The 18691-nt window shown below is 63.3% G+C and carries 16 protein-coding genes and 1 riboswitch; of the genes, 12 read left to right on the forward strand and 4 right to left on the reverse strand.

Translation table 11 applies throughout. From position 1 onward, the window contains the following. The first annotated feature begins 43 nt into the window (after positions 1-43). Entirely contained in the window at positions 44-1333 is a 1290-nt protein-coding gene (locus ATN38_RS30075) for an esterase family protein (RefSeq protein ID WP_021333504.1), read from the forward strand. Here ATN38_RS30075 and ATN38_RS30080 read toward each other — a convergent pair. Together ATN38_RS30080 and ATN38_RS30085 are read right to left on the reverse strand one after the other, a co-directional pair. Then, positions 1295-3562, reverse strand: coding sequence for a DUF2254 family protein (locus tag ATN38_RS30080; RefSeq protein WP_218749274.1), 2268 nt, complete (start codon positions 3560-3562; stop codon positions 1295-1297). The two genes, ATN38_RS30075 and ATN38_RS30080, sit on opposite strands and share 39 nt — an antisense overlap. A 4-nt stretch (positions 3563-3566) precedes the next feature. Beyond that, positions 3567-5702 (reverse strand): bifunctional lysylphosphatidylglycerol flippase/synthetase MprF, encoded by a 2136-nt coding sequence (locus ATN38_RS30085; protein ID WP_218749275.1) that lies wholly within the window; start codon positions 5700-5702, stop codon positions 3567-3569. 139 nt (positions 5703-5841) lie between these two features. Here ATN38_RS30085 and ATN38_RS30090 point away from each other — a divergent pair, with 139 nt between their 5' ends. The 11 genes from ATN38_RS30090 (at position 5842) to gcvP (ending at position 15786) form a co-directional block, all read left to right on the forward strand. Next, a complete protein-coding gene (locus ATN38_RS30090; protein WP_003946186.1) occupies positions 5842-6456 on the forward strand; it encodes a CoA pyrophosphatase in 615 nt (204 codons plus the stop codon). 109 nt (positions 6457-6565) lie between these two features. After that, a complete protein-coding gene (locus tag ATN38_RS30095) occupies positions 6566-7165 on the forward strand; it encodes a CDP-alcohol phosphatidyltransferase family protein (RefSeq protein WP_218749277.1) in 600 nt (199 codons plus the stop codon). Then, positions 7162-8028, forward strand: coding sequence for a DUF881 domain-containing protein (locus ATN38_RS30100; protein WP_003946177.1), 867 nt, complete (start codon positions 7162-7164; stop codon positions 8026-8028). Before ATN38_RS30095 ends, ATN38_RS30100 begins: the two co-directional genes overlap by 4 nt. 13 nt (positions 8029-8041) lie before the next feature. Next, positions 8042-8392 carry a small basic family protein gene (locus ATN38_RS30105; RefSeq protein ID WP_003946178.1) on the forward strand — a complete coding sequence of 117 codons (351 nt, stop codon included), beginning with the start codon at positions 8042-8044 and terminating at the stop codon, positions 8390-8392. 3 nt (positions 8393-8395) lie between these two features. After that, complete coding sequence (locus tag ATN38_RS30110) at positions 8396-9178, forward strand: DUF881 domain-containing protein (protein WP_003946181.1); 783 nt, start codon at positions 8396-8398, stop codon at positions 9176-9178. A 45-nt stretch (positions 9179-9223) separates the two neighbouring features. Continuing rightward, positions 9224-9628 (forward strand): glycine cleavage system protein GcvH, encoded by a 405-nt coding sequence (gcvH, locus tag ATN38_RS30115; RefSeq protein ID WP_003946160.1) that lies wholly within the window; start codon positions 9224-9226, stop codon positions 9626-9628. A gap of 211 nt (positions 9629-9839) precedes the next feature. Beyond that, positions 9840-10334, forward strand: coding sequence for a glycogen accumulation regulator GarA (garA, locus tag ATN38_RS30120; protein WP_003946166.1), 495 nt, complete (start codon positions 9840-9842; stop codon positions 10332-10334). Further along, positions 10334-11071, forward strand: a complete 738-nt coding sequence (locus tag ATN38_RS30125) for a MerR family transcriptional regulator (RefSeq protein ID WP_003946161.1) — start codon at positions 10334-10336, stop codon at positions 11069-11071. Before garA ends, ATN38_RS30125 begins: the two co-directional genes overlap by 1 nt. A 93-nt stretch (positions 11072-11164) precedes the next feature. Continuing rightward, entirely contained in the window at positions 11165-11638 is a 474-nt protein-coding gene (locus ATN38_RS30130; RefSeq protein WP_003946194.1) for a bifunctional nuclease family protein, read from the forward strand. A gap of 332 nt (positions 11639-11970) precedes the next feature. Next, the gene (locus ATN38_RS30135; protein WP_021344354.1) at positions 11971-12525 is read left to right on the forward strand and encodes a MerR family transcriptional regulator; all 555 of its coding nucleotides are present in this window, start codon (positions 11971-11973) and stop codon (positions 12523-12525) included. A 220-nt stretch (positions 12526-12745) separates the two neighbouring features. Then, a riboswitch (glycine riboswitch) is annotated at positions 12746-12874 on the forward strand. 53 nt (positions 12875-12927) lie between these two features. Beyond that, complete coding sequence (gene gcvP, locus ATN38_RS30140) at positions 12928-15786, forward strand: aminomethyl-transferring glycine dehydrogenase (protein ID WP_218749279.1); 2859 nt, start codon at positions 12928-12930, stop codon at positions 15784-15786. Positions 15787-15808: 22 nt separating this feature from the next. On the opposite strand, the gene ATN38_RS30145 is transcribed toward gcvP, so the two are convergent. Both ATN38_RS30145 and ATN38_RS33145 read right to left on the reverse strand, forming a co-directional pair. Continuing rightward, a complete protein-coding gene (locus ATN38_RS30145; protein WP_218749280.1) occupies positions 15809-16957 on the reverse strand; it encodes a metallophosphoesterase in 1149 nt (382 codons plus the stop codon). Next, the gene (locus ATN38_RS33145) at positions 16957-18651 is read right to left on the reverse strand and encodes a VWA domain-containing protein (RefSeq protein WP_218749281.1); all 1695 of its coding nucleotides are present in this window, start codon (positions 18649-18651) and stop codon (positions 16957-16959) included. The genes ATN38_RS30145 and ATN38_RS33145 overlap by 1 nt, the downstream gene beginning before the upstream one ends. Positions 18652-18691: the final 40 nt, after the last annotated feature.

An 18691-nucleotide genomic window follows, 5' to 3' on the forward strand; every position in this document is an offset into this window, starting at 1 on the left:
TGTTCTTGGATATTGTCTAAACAGGGCTGCGACGGGAGACGACGTGCACACGATCACGGATCTGTCGCTGGTCACGGGCCCGGTTCCGCCCGTGGTGACGGTGCTCGGAATTCTGGCACTTCTGTGGCTGATCTTCTCGAGATCGAGGCGTCACGTGCTGATCTCGATTCCGGTCTGCATCGTCGCGGCAATCGCGATCACTCTCGTGCTGTACTGGCTGATCGAGAAGGTGTGGCACCCGTTCCCCGATCCGATTGCCCGTCCGGTCTACGTGTGGATCGGGTTGGGCATTCTCGGCGTGCTGCTGGGTGTTTCGCGGGTATTTGCGGCGACGCGGATCGACGGTCGCGTGCTCACCGTGGTCTCCGTGCTCCTGGTGGTCGTGTCGAGCGCGGCTCACGTGAATCTGCAGTTCCAGTCGTATCCGACGTTGGGAACAGCGCTGGGACTCTCGGATGCGGAGAAGGTTTCACTCGCCGACCTGGACGACGGCAAGGACGGGGCGGTACCGGTTTCGCAATGGAAGGCTCCCGCGGACATGCCGTCGGCCGGCAAGGTCAGCACGGTCACGATTGCGGGGACGGTCTCCGGATTCAGCGCCCGCGACGCCGAGATCTACTTACCGCCCGCGTATTTCACCAACCCACGACCGGAGTTGCCGGTGTTGGTCCTGCTTGCCGGCCAACCAGGCGCGCCCGAGGACTGGCTACAGGGCGGACGTCTCGTCCAGACCATGGACACCTACGCCGCTGCGCATTCGGGCTTGGCTCCCGTTGTCGTCGTTGCTGACGGGACCGGGTCGGAACTGGCGAATCCGCTCTGCGTCGATTCCCAACTCGGGAACGTCGCGACGTACCTTTCGCGCGATGTTCCCGACTGGGTGCGCGGGAACCTCCAGGTGGATCCCGACCCGAGGAAGTGGGCGATCGGGGGACTTTCCTACGGCGGTACCTGCGCGTTCCAGATGGCAACGAACTTCCCCGCGGTATATCCGACGTTCCTGGATCTGTCCGGTCAGATCGAACCCACACTCGGCGATCGCAAGCAGACGGTCGATGCAGCGTTCGGCGGCAATGAAGCCGCGTTCGTGGCAGTGAATCCGCAGGATCTGCTCCGGGAGAAGAAGTTCCCCGACAGCGCCGGGGTGTTCGTGGTCGGCAAGCAGGACAACGACTACCGCCCAGGTCTTCAAACGCTCTACGAAGCCGCAAAGGCCGCAGGGATGGACGTCCAGTACGCCGAGGTAGACGGAGGACACAGCTTCCAGGTGTGGTCGGCTGGGTTGGCGAGTCAATTAGGTTGGCTGGGAACGCGACTCGGTCTGCCCGGATGAACGATCGTCCGGAAGTTCCGAAGACCCGATGATCAGCGGGTGAATTCTTCCGGTCGCCCCGGCTTCGGAGCCCAATCCCTGCGGATCTGCCACACTCGCGAGCCGAAGGTCGAGTGCGCCGGTCCATTCTCGGGTCAATTGCGCATCGAGTGCGTCGACGCGCTCGAGTAGCGGAGGGTGCTGGTCCGGCGGGCAGGCTTCGAGCAAGGTCGCGAATACCGCGCGTAGACGACGCTGGACCTGCGCGGAATTGGTACTGAAGTGCCGGATCTCGTCGGTGGCGACGGACACGTAATCGGTCCAGGTGCGTTGCTGCCCTCTGATCAGCGTGAGATCCGAGGTTGATGTGTCGAAGCGGACCCGCGGGGCGAGAAGTACCAGAAGATCTTCGATGTGATCGAGTGCCTGGACGGCTCGGCCCGGGTCGTTGATGGCGGGTGAGAGCGCCTTGAGCGCGATGTCCACGATCGACTGCAGCGCTGCACCGGGGCTGACGACCGGGCTGTGCGTGTCACCGAAGATCAAGCACGACATCAAGGTGTCCGGGCGTACCTTCAGCGAGGGTCCGCGTACCTCGAAGAGGGGCGCGTTCTGGGCGACGAACTCGCCGATGCTGGGGACGACTTCGACCGAGACGTCCCAGCGGCCGGCCAACCGCTGCAGTCGTGCGAGATCGATCGCCAGCAGAATCCGGCCGTCGGGTGAGAGGTGGCGCAGGCGAATCACCAGTGCGTCGGCGCTCTCGGAGTTCTCGGACTCGCGCGGTTGGGGTAGGGGGAGCGGCTGACTGGGTTTCGGTGCGCCAGAGGGCAGGTCCTCGTACAGCGGATAGGCACGAATCGTCGCGCTCCGGCCCTGGGCCGCTATCCAACGCAGCAACCGACTGGAATTGAGAATCGACCCGACCTTCGCCACCAACGCGATGAACAGGATCGCACTGGCCAATGCCAGAAGCAGTGCGATCGCCGTGGAGATGGTCGGTGAGGAATTCTCCGAATCGAGCGCCAGATCGAGCGCAATGATCAAGGAGAAGACGAACGTGGCCAGAAACATGCCGATCGACCACCGCATCACTCGCTGTTGCGCAAGCATCGGGACCACCCGCACCGAAATCTGCGATGCGCCGAACTGCATTGCGAGGGTGATGGCGGTGAACACCAAACCGGTGAGAGTGATCATCCCGCCGGCGATGACGCTGAGCAGCGTCGCGGTGGCCCCGGCGTCCACGCCCTCGGAAATGGTACCGACGTCGCCGTCGCTGACCAGGTCTCCGTCGATCCCGACGAGGATGTTCGCGGTGACGACGGACAGGACGACGAGGATCACGGGGAGACGCCAGACGGGGACTGTTCGTAGTCGTCGGCGAGTTCGACGCCAGCGAATTCTGTCCGAGAGCCGCCGCGACAATCCGACCTTCGACGTGGGGGTTGTGGTGTCGACGACGGGGAGCGGTGGTGGGGGCGGGGGAGCGGAACCGAAACTTCCCGACACCGTTTCCTGCACGTAGATCTTCGCGTGGATCATCGGCTCGCGATAACGCTGTTCACGGGCCACTGCCCGGCTCATCTTCGCCGGCTTGTCGCGGTAACGCGAGCGCGCCCACGGCGCACCCGGGCGACTCAACCGAATTGCTCCGATCAACAGAAGTGGGGTGAAGAACAGCCCGATCAGGCCGGTCCAGAGTTTGCCCTTCATCAACGTGATCACGGCGAGTCCGAGTTGGATCACGATCGCGACGACAACGCCGATCAACGTCGCCAGGCTGCGGTCCTGCTCGTACGGGTCGAACTCTCCCGCGAACCCGATCGGGTGGACCCCGAGAAGGAAAAGGAACGAGATCGCGATGGCAACGAACACTGCGTCGATGGACGAGCGACCTTCCTCGGCCCAGTAGACATCGCGCAGATGCAACACGAGCGCGTACTCGTCGAGGACCAACGCGCTGCCGATGCCGAACACCGACGCGAGAACACAATTGGCGATCGGGGTGTGATAGTCGGCCAGAGCGATGAAGGCGAAGCCGGACACGAGCATCATCATCAAACCGAAAACCATGTGGTGGATGTGCATTCCACCGGGCGTGACATTGCCTGGCCACCACGAGACCTCGGCCCGGATCATCCGGACGCTGAAGCGGATGAACAGGAACGTCAGGACAAAGGCGAGTAGGAGGAAGAACAGCGGGAGCCTGCCGGTGTCGACGACCGTGTGCTCGAACCAGGACCGCACGGCGTCAACTCTTGCTGGTGGCGAGCTTGATCAGCTGAGGAGCCGTTGCGTCGGGCAGGTAGGCACGCGTCAGTGCGATTCCGATCCGAGGCAGGTCGGCCTCGTCGCGGAAACACAGGAAAACGGGTTCGTACCTCGGCTTGAACTTCTTCTTGAACGCGTGAAGAGACCGGAAGCCGTACAGCGGTTCCATCGCGGCTCCGAGCATGTCCAGCAGGCGGTCCATCGATGCGGCGTCGGCGCCGTCGTCGCTGCGTGCGAGCGGTGCTCCGGACAGTGAGACGAATTGGGCACCTTGTTCTTTGAACTCGAGGGCCGACGATGCGATGAGGAACTCGACCACCGGACGGAACCCGTCGGGACGTCGACGCATGACGTCGAGTGTCCAACCCTGAACCACGCCGCCTTCGCCGTACACCGGCAACCACGAGGTGACGCCGTGAATGCTTCCGGTCGGGTCGACGGCCAAGCCGACCCGGACGTCGCGGTCGAGCGCCTCCTCGACGCTTCCGAGGGTGAATCCCATCTCGGGTAGCCCCTTGTCGCCCACCCATTCCTCGGAGATGGCGCGCACCTGAGCCAATACGGAGAACGGCTCGTCAGCCAATGTTGTCATCCGGAAGGTGATGTCGTCCTTCTTGGCCTTGTTGAGCGCCGAGCGGATGTCCTGCCAGGATTTACCGGTGAACTGCAGTTCTGGTAGGTCGACGATCGTGTCTTCGGCGACCTGAACGGTGCGCCAGCCACGCCGGGCGGCGGCATCGGCTGTCTCCTTCCCCACGGAGAACAAGCAGGGAGTGAGGCCATTGGCTTCGGACATCGTCGTGAATTCGTCCACCGCTGCGGCAAGTCGGTCGGGGCTCGCTATCGGATCGGCCAGGACCACGACGACACCGACATGCCGTTGGAATGCAACGACGCTCTCACCCGACTCGCCGAAGTAGTAACTGTTGCCGTCCCACGTCGTCATCCACGACATGGTTCCGCCGCCGTGCCGTTTGAGCAGTTCCCGAGCGGCGGCGCGCGGATCGTTCCCGGACAACGGCCCGCCTCGAATCTTGCGCCGCATCGGTACGTGAAAAGCGTGGCGGCCCTTGATCAACAAGATGAGTTCGAGAAGCCAGAGCAGCGCGGTACCGACCGTGACGGCGCCGGCGCTCTCGTAGTCGAAGAAGATGACCGAAACGAGGACGAGGGCGGTGGCCAAGACCGTCAGTGAACCGAACACCACGGCAACCCACCAGGCCCAGCGGCGACCTCGTCGCAACTGATCCGCGATCAGGGCAACGATGACCACGTCGATCAATGCCGTCCAGCCCGAACCGGTTTCGGCTTCCGTCGGCCCGAACGGTCCACTTCCGGGGAACAGCCAGACGGCGATCTCGACCACGCCGATCAGGAGCAGGCCGATGAATCCGAGCAGGCGGATCTCGCGTCGCGTTCGGGGGATGAACCCGCGCTCTCCGTCGCCGAAGAACTTCTCGCCCACCGGCAGGAATATCGCGACCGCGATGAGGTGCTGCACGTCGGCGAGGCGGCCTTCGAAGAGGAACGCGATCGCAATGTACGCGCACAGAATGGCGCGCACTCGCATTCGCCAGGGCGAGCGGAGTGTTGCCGTGGTCGCGGCGAGAGCGGCGATGATTGCGGTGGTCACGCCGACGTCGCGGTGGGTGGCGAGGTTGCGAGCCCAATCCCAGTCGGTGTGGCTGCCCGCCCAGAGGAGGAGCGATGCACTGAGTTCGCCCGCCAACTGACCGCTGATCGTGACGATGGCCGCGTTCTTGGTTCCCAGGCGCCATTCGCACCAGCCGACCGCCAAGGCAAAAACGACGATGATCGAAACATACTGACCCGGTGTCAATCCGAAGAACCACCCCGTGACGAGAGTCCACCACTTGCCTTCCTGCAAGGCAGGAACGCCGTAGGCGATGTCGTCGAACCACGAGTAGGTACGGACGTGATTCCACAGGGCGCCGGTCGCGATCCCGACGACGGTGATGGTGAGGACGACGATCGAAGTGAACGGCACGCGCCGCAGGACGCTCAGTGCGTCGGAAGCAAAGCGAGAGGCCCGATTCGGCGCACCCGGCGCGCTCCGGTCGGTCTGCGGGGTGGGGGTCTGGGACTGCTCAGCCATCGAGGTTCTCTTCTCGCCATGCCGCACGGTGGATTCTGCCTGTTCAGCATGACAGGAATACAGACCGATAATCAGGCGAAGCGGCCAAAATGGACCAGACTGGCTGAGGGTCTCAGTCTCGTGGCGCTACTGTCGAGCCATGGTGAACGGAGATTTACTGAATCGGGACCACGTGGTCGCCTCACTTGCCGCTTTCGAACCTCGGTCGGTCGAATTGGACGGAAGGCGCTCGGCGTCGGTGGTCATCGTCGTCATGCGGACTGCGGACGGAACACCAGTGTTCCCGGTGACGAAGCGGCCGAGCAAGATGCGCGCCCACCCCGGTCAATTCGCGTTGCCGGGCGGAAGCGTCGACCCGGGCGAGTCGTCCGAACAGGCAGCGGTTCGGGAACTTTCCGAGGAGCTGGGTGTCGACGTTCCCGAGTCGAAGATCATCGGCCGGCTCGACGACTACGTCACTCGTTCGGGATTCGTGATCCGGCCGTTCGTCATGTGGTCGGGCGAGGACATCGGGGGACTGGTACCCAATCCCGACGAGGTGGCCCAGGTGTATGCCGTCACGTCGGAGGAGCTCGACGTGGACTCGCGCTTCGTCACCATCGAGGAGTCACCGAACCCGGTGATCCAATGGCCGTTCCGAACGAGCCTGATCCATGCGCCGACCGGAGCCGTCATCTATCAGTTCCGCGAAGTGCTGAACGGACGGCACACGCGCATCGACAAGCTCGAGCAGCCGGTGTTCGCCTGGAGATAAGGGCAGCTCGACACGCTCGGGACAGTTCAGGCTACGGCGCCTCGGCGAATAGTCCGTCGTGCTGTGGAAAGCTGGCCGCACGGCAATCGAACGACGCGAGGTGTGTGCAGTGAACTCTGGCGAACAAGAACTGGTCCCCACGGACCGGATTCTCACTGTTCCCAACGTGCTCAGTATCGTGCGTCTACTCGCTCTGCCGCTGTTCGCCTACCTGCTGCTCGTCACGCACTCGGACGGCTGGGCATTGGCGCTGCTGATGCTCAGCGGGTTCACCGACTGGCTCGACGGCAAGCTGGCCAGAGTGCTCGGACAGACCTCGCGTCTGGGAGCGCTTCTCGACCCGCTGGTCGATCGTCTGTACGTCGTGACGACACTGGTCACCTTCGTCGCCCGCGATTTCATTCCCTGGTGGGTCGCAGCGATACTCATCGGCCGTGATCTTCTGCTTGCGTTGACGCTGCCGATCTACCGCAGGCGTGGCCTGCCACCGCCCGAGGTGGTTTATCTCGGCAAGGCTGCGACCTTCCTACTGATGTTCGCTCTGCCGTTGATTCTTGCCGGGCACGGAGACTGGGCCATCGGACCGTTCACCCATGCCTTCGGTTTCGCTTTCCTGATCTGGGGAACCGTCCTGTACGTGTGGACTGCCGCGATCTACGTGCTCAAGGCCGTTGACGTTGCGCGAACCCACGAGGTCGTGCCCCGATGAAGTCGACCGGGGAGGACGTCCGTCGTAACCCGGTACCGTCGCTGCTTCGGTCACTCATGACCGAACATCTCGACCCGGGCTACGAGGCAACTGCATTCGAACGCCAGCACGAGCACACCAAGAACAGATCCTCGAAGACGGGGCCGTGGCTGGCCCTCGGCGCACTGTTGATCGGGTTCATCGTCACGGTCTCGGCTGTTCAGGCGACGAAGCAGGTGACCGGCACCGAAGAGGTTCGAAGCGAGTTGGTGGCGAAGGTCCGTGATGCGGAGGATCGAATCGATTCGCTGGCCGCGTCCCGCGATTCACTCGGCGGAGCCGTCGACGCCGCGCGCGGCGTGGCGCTCGAGGGCGATGCACGCGGCAGCGCCGTCCTCGACCAACTGCGAGCGGTCGAATCCGGCGCAGGAGCCGAAGCTGTTCACGGGGAGGGACTGGTGGTGACGTTGACGGACCCGGCCGGACGCCCGAACCTCTCGGATGCGTCGCAACGGAGTGTCGGCGGCAAGACCGTCGTTCTCGATCGCGATCTGCAGACCGTCGTCAACGCATTATGGGCGGGCGGCGCCGAGGCGATCGCCGTCGGCGGCGTGCGAATCGGGCCGACGGTGACCATCCGTCAGGCGGGCGGCGCGATGCTCGTCGACAACCAACCTGTTTTCTCCCCGTACCTCGTCGAGGCGATCGGAGACACGCGAGCACTGCAGCGGAAATTCGTCGTCAGCGACGCCTACGTGAGAATGTCTAGCGTCTCGCAACTGTACGGAGTCGGTTTCGCGGTGGCCGAAGACGATTCGTTGACTCTGCCGCCTGCGGCGCCTCGCGCCGTCCGAGTGGCAACAGAACCCACAGAACCCAAGTGACAGAAGGAGTTCGATGAAGGCCGGTTCCGCCCTGTACGGACTCGCAGCACTGGTCGTCGGCATCGTCCTGGGCGTAGTTTTCAGCCCGCAGGTGCCCGACGTGATCCAGCCCTATCTTCCGATCGCTGTCGTTGCGGCGCTCGACGCCGTCTTCGGTGGACTACGCGCGTATCTGGACGAAATCTTCGACGCGAAGGTGTTCGTGGTTTCCTTCGTCTTCAACGTGCTCGTCGCGTCGTTGATCGTCTGGCTCGGTGATCAGTTGGGTGTCGGTACTCAACTCTCGACGGCGATCGTCGTCGTGTTGGGTATCCGGATCTTCGGCAACGCAGCGGCATTGCGACGCCGACTGTTCGGAGCGTGAGTAATGGCGGAACATTCCACGACCGAACCGGAAGAAGAACCTCCCGTCACCACTGCGGGTGAAGGTCGTCACGAGTTGCGTTCACCGTCCAAACACCGCACCAACGTCGTCTTCGCAATCCTCGCTGCTGTGCTGTTGGGCGTGCTCGGCGTTGCGATTGCCACACAGGTACGCAGCACAGTGGCCGGAGATTCACTCGACGCCGCGCGCCCTGCCGACCTCCTGGTGGTTCTCGACAATTTGAATCGGCGCGAAGCCGCGCTGAGGCAGGAAGTCGCGAATCTTCAGGAATCGCTTGCCACTTTGGAAGCCGGTGGCAACACGGGAGCAGCGCTGGACGAGGCGCGGGCGCGGCTGACCTCACTCTCCATTCAAGTGGGGACCGCTCCGGCCACTGGACCGGGTGTGACGATGACCCTGACAGATCCGGCGGGCGGCGTCGGATCGGAAGTGGTTCTCGATCTCATCCAGGAACTGCGTGCTGCCGGTGCCGAAGCCATCTCGATCGCAGGTGCGAACGGCGAACCCATTCGTATCGGCGTGAACTCGTGGGTGAGTGGGCGCGGCGGCGAGATCGAATTGGACGGAACCCGGATCGAGCAGCCGTACACTGTGACCGCGATCGGAGATCCGCCGACATTGGCGGCAGCGTTGAACATTCCCGGAGGCGTCTTCGACAATGTCGCACGCAATGGCGGAACGTCGTCCGTCGAGCAATCGCAGCAGGTCACGATCTCCGTCTTGCGACAATTGAATCCGCGCCAATACGCTCAACCCGGAAATTGATCTTTTTGCGTCCGACTTTCGGACGGCCTGTGAAAGGAAGCCACTGTGAGTGAGCTCGATACACCTACCGATCTGCGCTACACCGCGGAGCACGAGTGGGTGAAGCGAACCGGCCCGACCTCAGTTCGAGTCGGTATCACCGACTTTGCTCAGTCGCAGCTCGGTGACGTCGTGTTCGTCCAGCTTCCCGCTGTCGACGAAGACGTGACCGCCGGTGAATCGCTCGGTGAGGTCGAGTCGACCAAGAGCGTCTCCGACATCTTTGCTCCGTTCACTGCGAAAGTTCTTGCAGCGAACGGTGAATTGGACGGACAGCCCGACCTCGTCAACACCGACCCGTACGACACGGGTTGGTTGGTCGAACTCGAGGTTGCCGACGAGGCCACACTCGACGCCGCACTCGCGGCAACTCTGGACGCGGAGGCATACAAGGGACTCACGTCCGAGTAGAAAACCTGCGCGTGGACCGGCCAACTCGTGTTGTGTCGCGGCCTGTCTCGCTGCACACGGCGGTCTGCGCAGGGTACGGTCGTTAGGTACGCATGTGCCGAGTCGGGGCGCAGGGCCGTATCGAACGTGACTGTGAAAGATGCTCGTGAAGAAAGTGCACTGCGTAGTCCAGTGATTCATGATCTGGATGATTGACCCAGGAGGAGAAACAGTGAGCGAGAACGGTAACGACGCGGGCTATGGGGAGTCGCCGGCGGAGACCACTTCGGTTTTCCGCGCGGACTTCCTCAATGAGCTCGACAACACCTCCTCTGCAGCACCGGCCGCCGAGCAGCCGGTTTCGGGCGTGGAAGGCCTTCCCGCCGGAGCCGCACTTCTGGTGGTCAAGCGGGGACCGAATGCAGGATCCCGCTTCTTGCTCGATCAGCCGACGACGTCGGCAGGTCGGCACCCGGACAGCGACATCTTCCTCGACGACGTGACCGTCAGCCGTCGTCACGCCGAGTTCCGTCAGGAAGATGCAGATTTCCACGTCGTCGACGTCGGAAGCCTCAACGGCACCTACGTCAACCGTGAGCCTGTCGATTCGGCAGTTCTCGCGAATGGTGACGAGGTTCAGATCGGCAAGTTCCGTCTGGTGTTCCTCACCGGCCCTCGTGCCGGCGGTTCGCAGGTCGGCGAGTCGTCAGCAGGTGCGGGTAGCTAATGACGGCAGTGCGGCAGCAGAGCCAGCCCGGAATGTCGATTGGTTCCGTGCTGGATCGGTTGCGTCCAGATTTTCCCGACGTGACGATTTCGAAGATCCGTTTCCTCGAGTCCGAGGGCTTGATCAGCCCGCAACGGACACCGTCGGGATACCGCAGATTCTCTGTCGAGGACTGCGAGCGTCTTCGCTTCGTACTGACCGCTCAACGCGATCAGTACCTGCCGCTCAAAGTGATCAAAGAACAACTCGAAGCGATCGACAGTGGCGCAGCGACGGTGAGTGCAGAAGTTCCTGCGCCACGTCGTGCTCGCGTCCTGTCGATCGCTACGGGCGATGTCTCACCCGAGGCGTTCCGGGTCGATCGCGAAGTTCGAGTAGGTCGTCAGGATCTTCTCGCGCGCGCCGACATCGACGATCGGTTTCTGACCGATCTGATCCGCACCGGTTTGGTCGTTCCCGGCGCGGCGGGCTTCTTCGACGAGGATGCCGTGACGTTGGCGCGCACCGCTAAGGCGATGTCCGAGTACGGCTTGGAGGTTCGCCATCTGCGCGCGTTCAAGTTGGCTGCTGATCGCGAAGCGGGACTGGTGACTCAGATCGCCGGACCGGTTGCCAAGGGTCGTGACGCCGGAGCACGTGATCGTGCCGAGGAAATGGTGCGGGAGCTGGCCGCTCTGTCACTGACTTTGCACACGTGTCTGGTCAAATCGGCAGTTCGGGGAAGTCTCGATCGCTGAGTTCCTCGATCAGCGGGGCACACTCGAATAGAATTTCAGTACGACCGCATCGGAGTCGGTCGGCTGGATCACGTCAGGTTGGAGGCAAGCTCGATGGGCGAAATGCGTGTGATCGGAGTTCGTGTCGAGCAGCCTCAGAATCAGCCGGTCCTGTTGCTGCGAGAGTCCGACGGCGATCGGTACCTGCCGATCTGGATCGGGCAAACCGAAGCTACCGCGATTGTTCTCGAACAACAGGGAGTCGAGCCGGCGCGGCCGCTGACTCACGACCTGATCAAGATCTTGATCGAATCTTTCGGTCGGAGCCTCAAGGAAGTTCGGATCGTGGACCTGCAAGAGGGCACTTTCTACGCGGATCTCGTCTTCGACGAGCAGACCACTGTCTCGGCACGTCCGTCGGACTCGATTGCATTGGCCCTGCGCATCGGCGTTCCGATCTTCGCGTCGGAGGCTGTTCTCGCCGAGGCCGGTCTGGTCATTCCCGACGAGCGCGAAGACGAGGTCGAGAAGTTCAAGGAATTCCTCGACACCATCTCGCCGGACGATTTCAAAGCCACTGATGGTTAGCCTGAATTGACTGGTTGCGGACTTTAGTCTTCAACTCTCAAGTAGAGGTTGAGTCTCGGTCGGCGTGTTGCGTTGACCATGCACCCTCCTGGACTTACCGTTGCGTGCGGTGGAGATCTTCTCGCCTTGTCGATCGAGGCGTACTCTGGGTAAGTCCACTCATGGAATTACCTGCCTTGGATTCACATCTGAAAGTTCGGTCGGCACGGGATTCTCGTGACTGCTGATAGCACAGGTTGGTTACATGATGGCGAAGCGAGAGGGAGACGGCAGTGGAAGAACAGTCGAATGAGCGCGGGACGGGCATAGCCGGTAGTGCCGCGACTGCAGAAATGTCTTCCGAAGAGCTGCAGCCGGGCTTGTTCCCGGACGATTCCATCCCCGACGACCTCGTCGGATATCGAGTACCCAGTGCGTGCCAGATCGCCGGGATCACGTACCGTCAACTCGACTACTGGGCACGGACGTCGTTGGTTGTTCCGTCGATCCGTGGCGCTGCCGGATCCGGAAGCCAACGTCTGTACTCCTTCAAGGACATTCTCGTTCTGAAGATCGTGAAGCGTCTGCTCGATACCGGCATCTCACTGCAGAACATCCGCGTTGCCGTCGATCACCTCCGTAAGCGTGGCGTCCGCGATCTTGCCAACATCACTCTGTTCTCCGACGGCACCACCGTGTACGAATGCACGTCCCCCGAAGAGGTCGTCGACCTCCTCCAGGGTGGGCAGGGCGTATTCGGCATCGCAGTCAGTGGCGCGATGCGTGAACTCACCGGAACGATCGCCGACTTCCCCGCCGAGCGGGCCGACGGCGGCGAAAGTGATCCCAACCCGGAAGACGAGTTGGCTTCGCGACGCAAGAATCGCGCCAGCCGCAAAACCGGATAACGTACGTCACATCTCTTTGGAGGATGCCACGGTGCAGGTAGGCGTTTCGGTCAACTAGACTGGGCCTGCGTCGCCGGCGTACGGGAGAGCCTCGGATACCGATTCACCGAACTTGTCTTTGTTTCAGTCTTTGTCTCAAAGGTCAGTCGTGAGCGGGATCAGGGCGCCGAAGGAGCAATACCTCCCCGTCAATCTCTCAGGCACCAAGGACCGTACGGGCTCCGACGCCTCTGGAAAGCGGTGGGACAACCCACCCGCCGACGGGGAAAGGCTGTGGCTTCCGCCTTCGGCGGATCACTACCGAATCTCTCAGGCGCTCGGGAATCGAGCATGCGACAGAGGGGGAGGAACACACCGCAGTTCGGTGTGTGTCCTGATCCTCCGATCTGTCTGGGAGTTGTCGTGATCGACGCTGCAAGCCGTATATTTGCCGACCGCCATGTCGGTCCGAACGCCGCGGAACTCGCGCGCATCCTCGAACTCGTCGGGGTCGATTCACTCGACGAACTGGCAACCAAGGCCGTTCCCTCCGTCATCCTCGACGCTGCCCCGAACGGCATCGCTGCCGGACTCGACGCTCTGCCGCTTCCGGTCGGAGAGCACGAGGCACTTGCCGAACTGACTGCACTCGCAGCCCAGAACACCGTCGCGACGTCGATGATCGGCCTCGGCTACTTCGACACGTTGACGCCGCCGGTGTTGTTGCGCAACATCATCGAGAACCCGGCCTGGTACACCGCGTACACTCCATATCAGCCGGAGATCAGCCAGGGCCGTCTCGAAGCCCTCCTCAACTTCCAGACCATGGTCGCCGATCTCTCCGGCATGGAACTGGCAAACTCGTCGATGCTCGACGAGGCCACCGCCGCTGCCGAAGCCATGACGCTCCTGCGCCGCGCGAACCGCAGCAAGTCCCCACGATTTGTCGTCGACGCCGATCTCTACCCGCAGACCCTCGCCGTCATCGAGACTCGCGCCGAGCCGCTCGGCATCGAGATCGTCTCCGCGGACCTCACCGCTGGTCTTCCGGAAGGTGACTTCTTCGGCGTCATCGCCCAGATCCCAGGTGCCTCGGGACGAGTCGTCGATTACACCTCGATCATCGCGGAAGCTCACGAGCGCGGCGCACTGGTTGCCGTCGGCGCCGACCTCCTCGCGATGACGCTCATCACCTCACCCGGTGAGCTCGGCGCGGATGCGTGCTTCGGAACCACCCAGCGTTTCGGTGTCCCCATGGGATACGGCGGACCGCACGCCGGTTACCTGGCGGTGCACTCCAAGCATGCGCGTCAGCTACCCGGCCGCTTGGTCGGCGTCTCGATCGACGCCGACGGAGACAAGGCATACCGCCTCGCGCTGCAGACACGTGAGCAGCACATTCGCCGAGAGAAGGCGACATCCAACATCTGTACCGCTCAGGTGCTCCTCGCCATCCTCGCCGCGATGTACGCGAGCTACCACGGCGCCGAGGGACTCAAGGCGATCGCGTTGCGCGTCGCTGCCCGCGCACACGCGTTGGCAAACGGCCTGCGCGAAGGCGGCGTGACCGTAGTCCACGATTCGTTCTTCGACACCGTGCTCGCTCAGGTTCCGGGCAAGGCGGCCGACGTCGTCGCTGCGGCCAAGGAATCCGGGATCAACCTGCGTCTGGTCGATGCCGATCATGTCGGTATCTCCTGCGACGAGGCCACGACCGCCGACCACGTCCTTGCCGTGCTCGACGCGTTCGGGATCGAGGATGCTGTTGTCGCCATCGAAGCCGAGGGCAATTCGGTTCCGGCTGCTCAGGAGCGCACCTCCGACTACCTGCAGCACGAAGCCTTCACCCGTTACCGCACGGAAACGGCAATGCTTCGCTACCTGCGCGCGCTGTCCGACAAGGACATCGCGCTCGATCGCAGCATGATCCCGCTGGGTTCGTGCACCATGAAGCTCAACGCGACCGCCGAGATGGAATCCATCACCTGGCCCGCGTTCAACGCGATCCACCCGTTCGCGCCCACGTCGGATGCGCCCGGTCTGCTGAAGATCATCAAGGATCTCGAAGACTGGCTGGTCGCGGTCACCGGCTATGACAACGTGAGCCTCCAGCCCAACGCCGGCAGCCAGGGGGAGTACGCGGGCTTGCTCGCGATCCGCAACTACCACCTCAGTCGCGGCGACGATCACCGCGACACCTGCCTGATTCCCTCGAGTGCTCACGGCACCAACGCGGCTTCGGCTGTCATGGCCGGGATGCGCGTCGAGGTTGTCGCCTGCCGTCCCAACGGTGACGTCGACGTCGACGATCTGCGTGCGAAGATCGCCGATCACGCCGAGCGTCTCGCCGCGATCATGATCACCTACCCGTCCACGCACGGTGTCTACGAGCACGAGATCGCCGACATCTGCGCAGCGGTACACGACGCCGGTGGCCAGGTGTACGTCGACGGCGCCAACCTCAATGCGCTTGTCGGCCTTGCCCGTCCGGGCCGATTCGGCGGCGACGTCAGCCACCTGAACCTGCACAAGACCTTCTGTATCCCGCACGGCGGCGGGGGACCCGGCGTCGGACCGATCGGTGTGCGTTCACACTTGACGCCATTTTTGCCCGGACACCCGATGGCCCCCGAACTCGGTGGTAGAGGAACGATCTCGGCAGCGCCCTACGGCAGTGCGTCCATTCTGCCCATCACCTGGACCTACATCCGGATGATGGGAGCTGCGGGCCTGCGCCGCGCCAGCCTGACCGCCATCGCGTCGGCCAACCACATCGCGCGTCGACTCGACGAGTACTTCCCGGTTCTCTACACCGGCGAGAACGGCATGGTCGCGCACGAGTGCATCCTCGACCTCCGTGGGTTGACCAAGGACACCGGCGTCACCGTCGACGACGTCGCAAAGCGTCTGGCCGACTACGGTTTCCATGCTCCGACCATGAGCTTCCCCGTGGTCGGCACACTGATGGTCGAGCCCACCGAGAGCGAGAACCTCGAAGAGATCGACGAGTTCTGCGAAGCGATGATCGCCATTCGCGGCGAAATCGATCGCGTCGGAGCGGGCGAGTGGACGGTGGAGGACAACCCGCTACGCGGTGCTCCCCACACTGCGGGAAGCATTGCAGCGCAGTGGGATCACCCGTACTCGCGTGAGATCGCCGTCTTCCCGCGTGGCAAGGCTCGCCCGAAGGTGTGGCCGTCCGTGCGTCGTATCGACGGTGCACATGGCGACCGCAACCTGGTCTGCTCCTGCCCGCCGATCGAAGCGTTCGCAGGCAACTAAGGCGTGTGCCCGCCGGAGATCATCACCTCTCGCGTACGAGTTCGAGAACAGTGATCTCCGGCGGGGCGCCGACGCGTACCGGCGGACCCCAAGCCCCGGCGCCACGCGTCGTGTACAGCACTGTGTTTCCGACCCTGTCCAAGCCTTGCACCGAAGGCTGCTGCAGCGGAACGAGATACCGCAGCGGCCACATCTGACCGCCGTGAGTGTGCCCGGACAGTTGCAGATCGATACCCATCTCGGACGCCTCGATCGCTTGACGCGGTTCGTGCGCGAGAAGCAAGGCGACAGTATTCGGATCGCGACCTGCGAGCGCGGCAGTCAGGTTCGGCTCGTACGGGGCCGGCGACGTGTAGTCGTGGATGCCCACGATGTCGATGGTATCGCCGCCATGCTGGATCGAGGTGCGGCTGTTGCGAAGTGTGGTGATCCCCAATGTCTCCCACACGTCGAGCCATTTGCCGCCGTCATCGGCGTAGAACTCGTGGTTTCCGCTGACTCCGAAGATTCCGTCGGGCGCGCGAAGATTGGCGAGCGGAGCAAGATCGGGAGCAACTTTCGCGACGGTTCCGTCCACGAGGTCGCCGCCGATCGCGATCAGATCGACATTCTGCGAGTTCACGATATCGACCACCTTGCGGGTGAAGTCGACCCCGCGGGCCGGTCCCACGTGCAGGTCGGTGATCAAGGCGATCCGGTATCCGTTGAAGCCCTCAGGTAGGCGAGCGAGCGGCACACGGACGCGGGAAATCTTGGGGCCCGACGCCTCGTAGACGCCGTAGCCGGCAGTGCCGATCGCCGCGAGAGTGACTGCTGCTGTAGCCAACTGCAACGTACGACGCTTGGCTGGGTCGACTTCGGTCGTGGTATCCGTGTGGCGTGCACGTAGTCGACCGATCCCGGCGAACAGGCCGATCACGAGCAGTCCGGGAATCAGATACAGCCACGAAGCCAGCCAGACCCATCCGACAAATCCGATCGGTCGCGCCCACGATGTCGGAAAGACTTCGCCGCTGCCGACCCCGATGAGCGTCGAGACCGCCAAGACGACAAGCGCAGTGTCGGCGAGACGAGCCCATCGCCTCGGGATGCCGGTGGCGCGAACGAGCCGGCGATGCAGGAACCAGGTCAGAAGGGCGAGAAGGACCGCAAAAACCGCGACGCGCCCCATCAGGACAGCATCTTGGTCACTGCGGCCGCGAGAGCGGGGTCGGACGTCGAATCGACCCGAACCAATGTTCCGCCCGTCCGATCCGAGACGTCTTGGAGTGTGGAGACGTCGTCGCCCGCACCGACGACGATCACGTCGACCTGTACCGGACGCGACGGATTGCCCGCAGCGGCGATCGCGCTGAGCAGTTCGGCTCGCGTCGTGGTGGATTCGTCAGGTGTACTCGAGGTGATCAGCAGCACCGAGTTGACTCGTCCCGCGTCGAAACCGTCCACGGCGGATTTGTAGGAGCTGGCAAGCGCCGGGTACTTGGAGGTCTTTCCGCCGGCCCGAAGCCCGTTGAGGAAATCGGTGATCGTGGCACGCCGATTCGGCTCGGACAGTGAACCGCCCGGAACCAGGATGCGCTCGGACGGTTTTCCGTCGGTGCCCGTGCTGAACTCGCGAAGGCCGATGTCCGAAGCGTCAGGGCTGCGACCCAATTGGGTATTCACCGCCGAGGCAACGTTCGCCAAGCGGGTAGTGCCACCGTCGTCGGTACCCATCGACGCCGACGTGTCCATCAGGATGGTGGCACTACGCGGCGAGACCGGGTTGGCGACTATGTCACCGAGCGCCGCTGCGGTCTCCGCCGAAGCCGGTTTCAACGTGGACGAGATCTTGGCCGGGGACACCGCTCCGAGATCGGGAAGGTCTTGGCCCTCGACCCGGAAACCGGCGCCGACGAACAACTGTGACTGATTCGGCTCACGCATGAAATCGGCAAGCTGTGCCGCTGCGCGCGACGCGGTTTCGTCGATCCCGCTGCCCGAGACGATTACCGCCGGATAGTCCGCGACTGGCGTTGCGCCAACCGGGGAGTACGTCGTCATCGCCGCGTTCGCGCTCTGCGCTATCGACTGTTCCGTGGCCGGAACGGCCTTCACCGAATCCGGTGTTCCGGCGCTCAGTGCTCCGAGGGCTTCGGCGGTGGACGAGGGGGGAGTCGGCAAGGATTGGAACTGCAACGCCCGTGCACTGAGCGCAGCGTTGACCTGAGCGGACTTCGCCTGATCCGTCGTGACCGGACCGGCACCCGCATCGGCGACGTCGGCAGCGATCGCCTGTGCAGCCATCGAGGTTTCGGTACTTCCGACCGGCAGGGCGACCGTCAGATCGGAAGGCAAAGACTTCCAACTCGATGCTGCGCCGGCCAATGCTGCCGCGGTCTCGGGACCGGCTGCCAGAACGATCGGGGAACTCGCGAGCGAGCGAGGATCACCGTTGATCACGGCCTTGCCCGACAGTGGCGCGAGTTCGAACGAACTCGTCGGGATCCACAGGGAGGGACGCGGTCCCAATGCTGCGTCGTCCCAGGGGGCCGCCGGACCGGCTTCGAGTGCAGTCGAGACCGACGCGGACGGCGCACCGTGCACCACGACGGCGATGCAGTGATCACGCACCACCGGCGAGGTCTGGGTGTACCGCTTCGCCAGTTCCTCGACCTGTGGGGCTATGGACGGATCCGCGGTGACGTCGAGTGTCTTGTTGCCCTCGACGCACGTACCGGCTGCCTGCTGTCCCTGATCGTCGATCCGGTTGCTGAGGGCCTTCCATCCGAAGAAGCCTGCCACGATCAAGACGATCAGCACGACGACGAGAATCGGCCCCTTACTGATACCTCTGGCGCCTGACCCGCCGCGATGTTCGCCCACGTACCTTGCCCTACCTTGGTCACTCGAAGAATGTCTGTTG

The sequence above is a fragment of the Rhodococcus sp. FH8 genome (assembly GCF_019266085.1).
GTDB classification, from domain to species: Bacteria; Actinomycetota; Actinomycetes; order Mycobacteriales; family Mycobacteriaceae; genus Rhodococcus_F; species Rhodococcus_F qingshengii.

What these genes read in the sequence shown, in the direction of transcription:
- ATN38_RS30085 (WP_218749275.1), bottom strand. Translation starts at nt 5,702, where the DNA reads ATGGCTGAGCAGTCCCAGACCCCCACCCCGCAGACCGACCGGAGCGCG.
- ATN38_RS30090 (WP_003946186.1), top strand. Translation starts at nt 5,842, where the DNA reads ATGGTGAACGGAGATTTACTGAATCGGGACCACGTGGTCGCCTCACTT.
- ATN38_RS30100 (WP_003946177.1), top strand. Translation starts at nt 7,162, where the DNA reads ATGAAGTCGACCGGGGAGGACGTCCGTCGTAACCCGGTACCGTCGCTG.
- ATN38_RS30105 (WP_003946178.1), top strand. Translation starts at nt 8,042, where the DNA reads ATGAAGGCCGGTTCCGCCCTGTACGGACTCGCAGCACTGGTCGTCGGC.
- ATN38_RS30110 (WP_003946181.1), top strand. Translation starts at nt 8,396, where the DNA reads ATGGCGGAACATTCCACGACCGAACCGGAAGAAGAACCTCCCGTCACC.
- ATN38_RS30125 (WP_003946161.1), top strand. Translation starts at nt 10,334, where the DNA reads ATGACGGCAGTGCGGCAGCAGAGCCAGCCCGGAATGTCGATTGGTTCC.
- ATN38_RS30130 (WP_003946194.1), top strand. Translation starts at nt 11,165, where the DNA reads ATGGGCGAAATGCGTGTGATCGGAGTTCGTGTCGAGCAGCCTCAGAAT.
- ATN38_RS30135 (WP_021344354.1), top strand. Translation starts at nt 11,971, where the DNA reads ATGTCTTCCGAAGAGCTGCAGCCGGGCTTGTTCCCGGACGATTCCATC.
- ATN38_RS30145 (WP_218749280.1), bottom strand. Translation starts at nt 16,957, where the DNA reads ATGGGGCGCGTCGCGGTTTTTGCGGTCCTTCTCGCCCTTCTGACCTGG.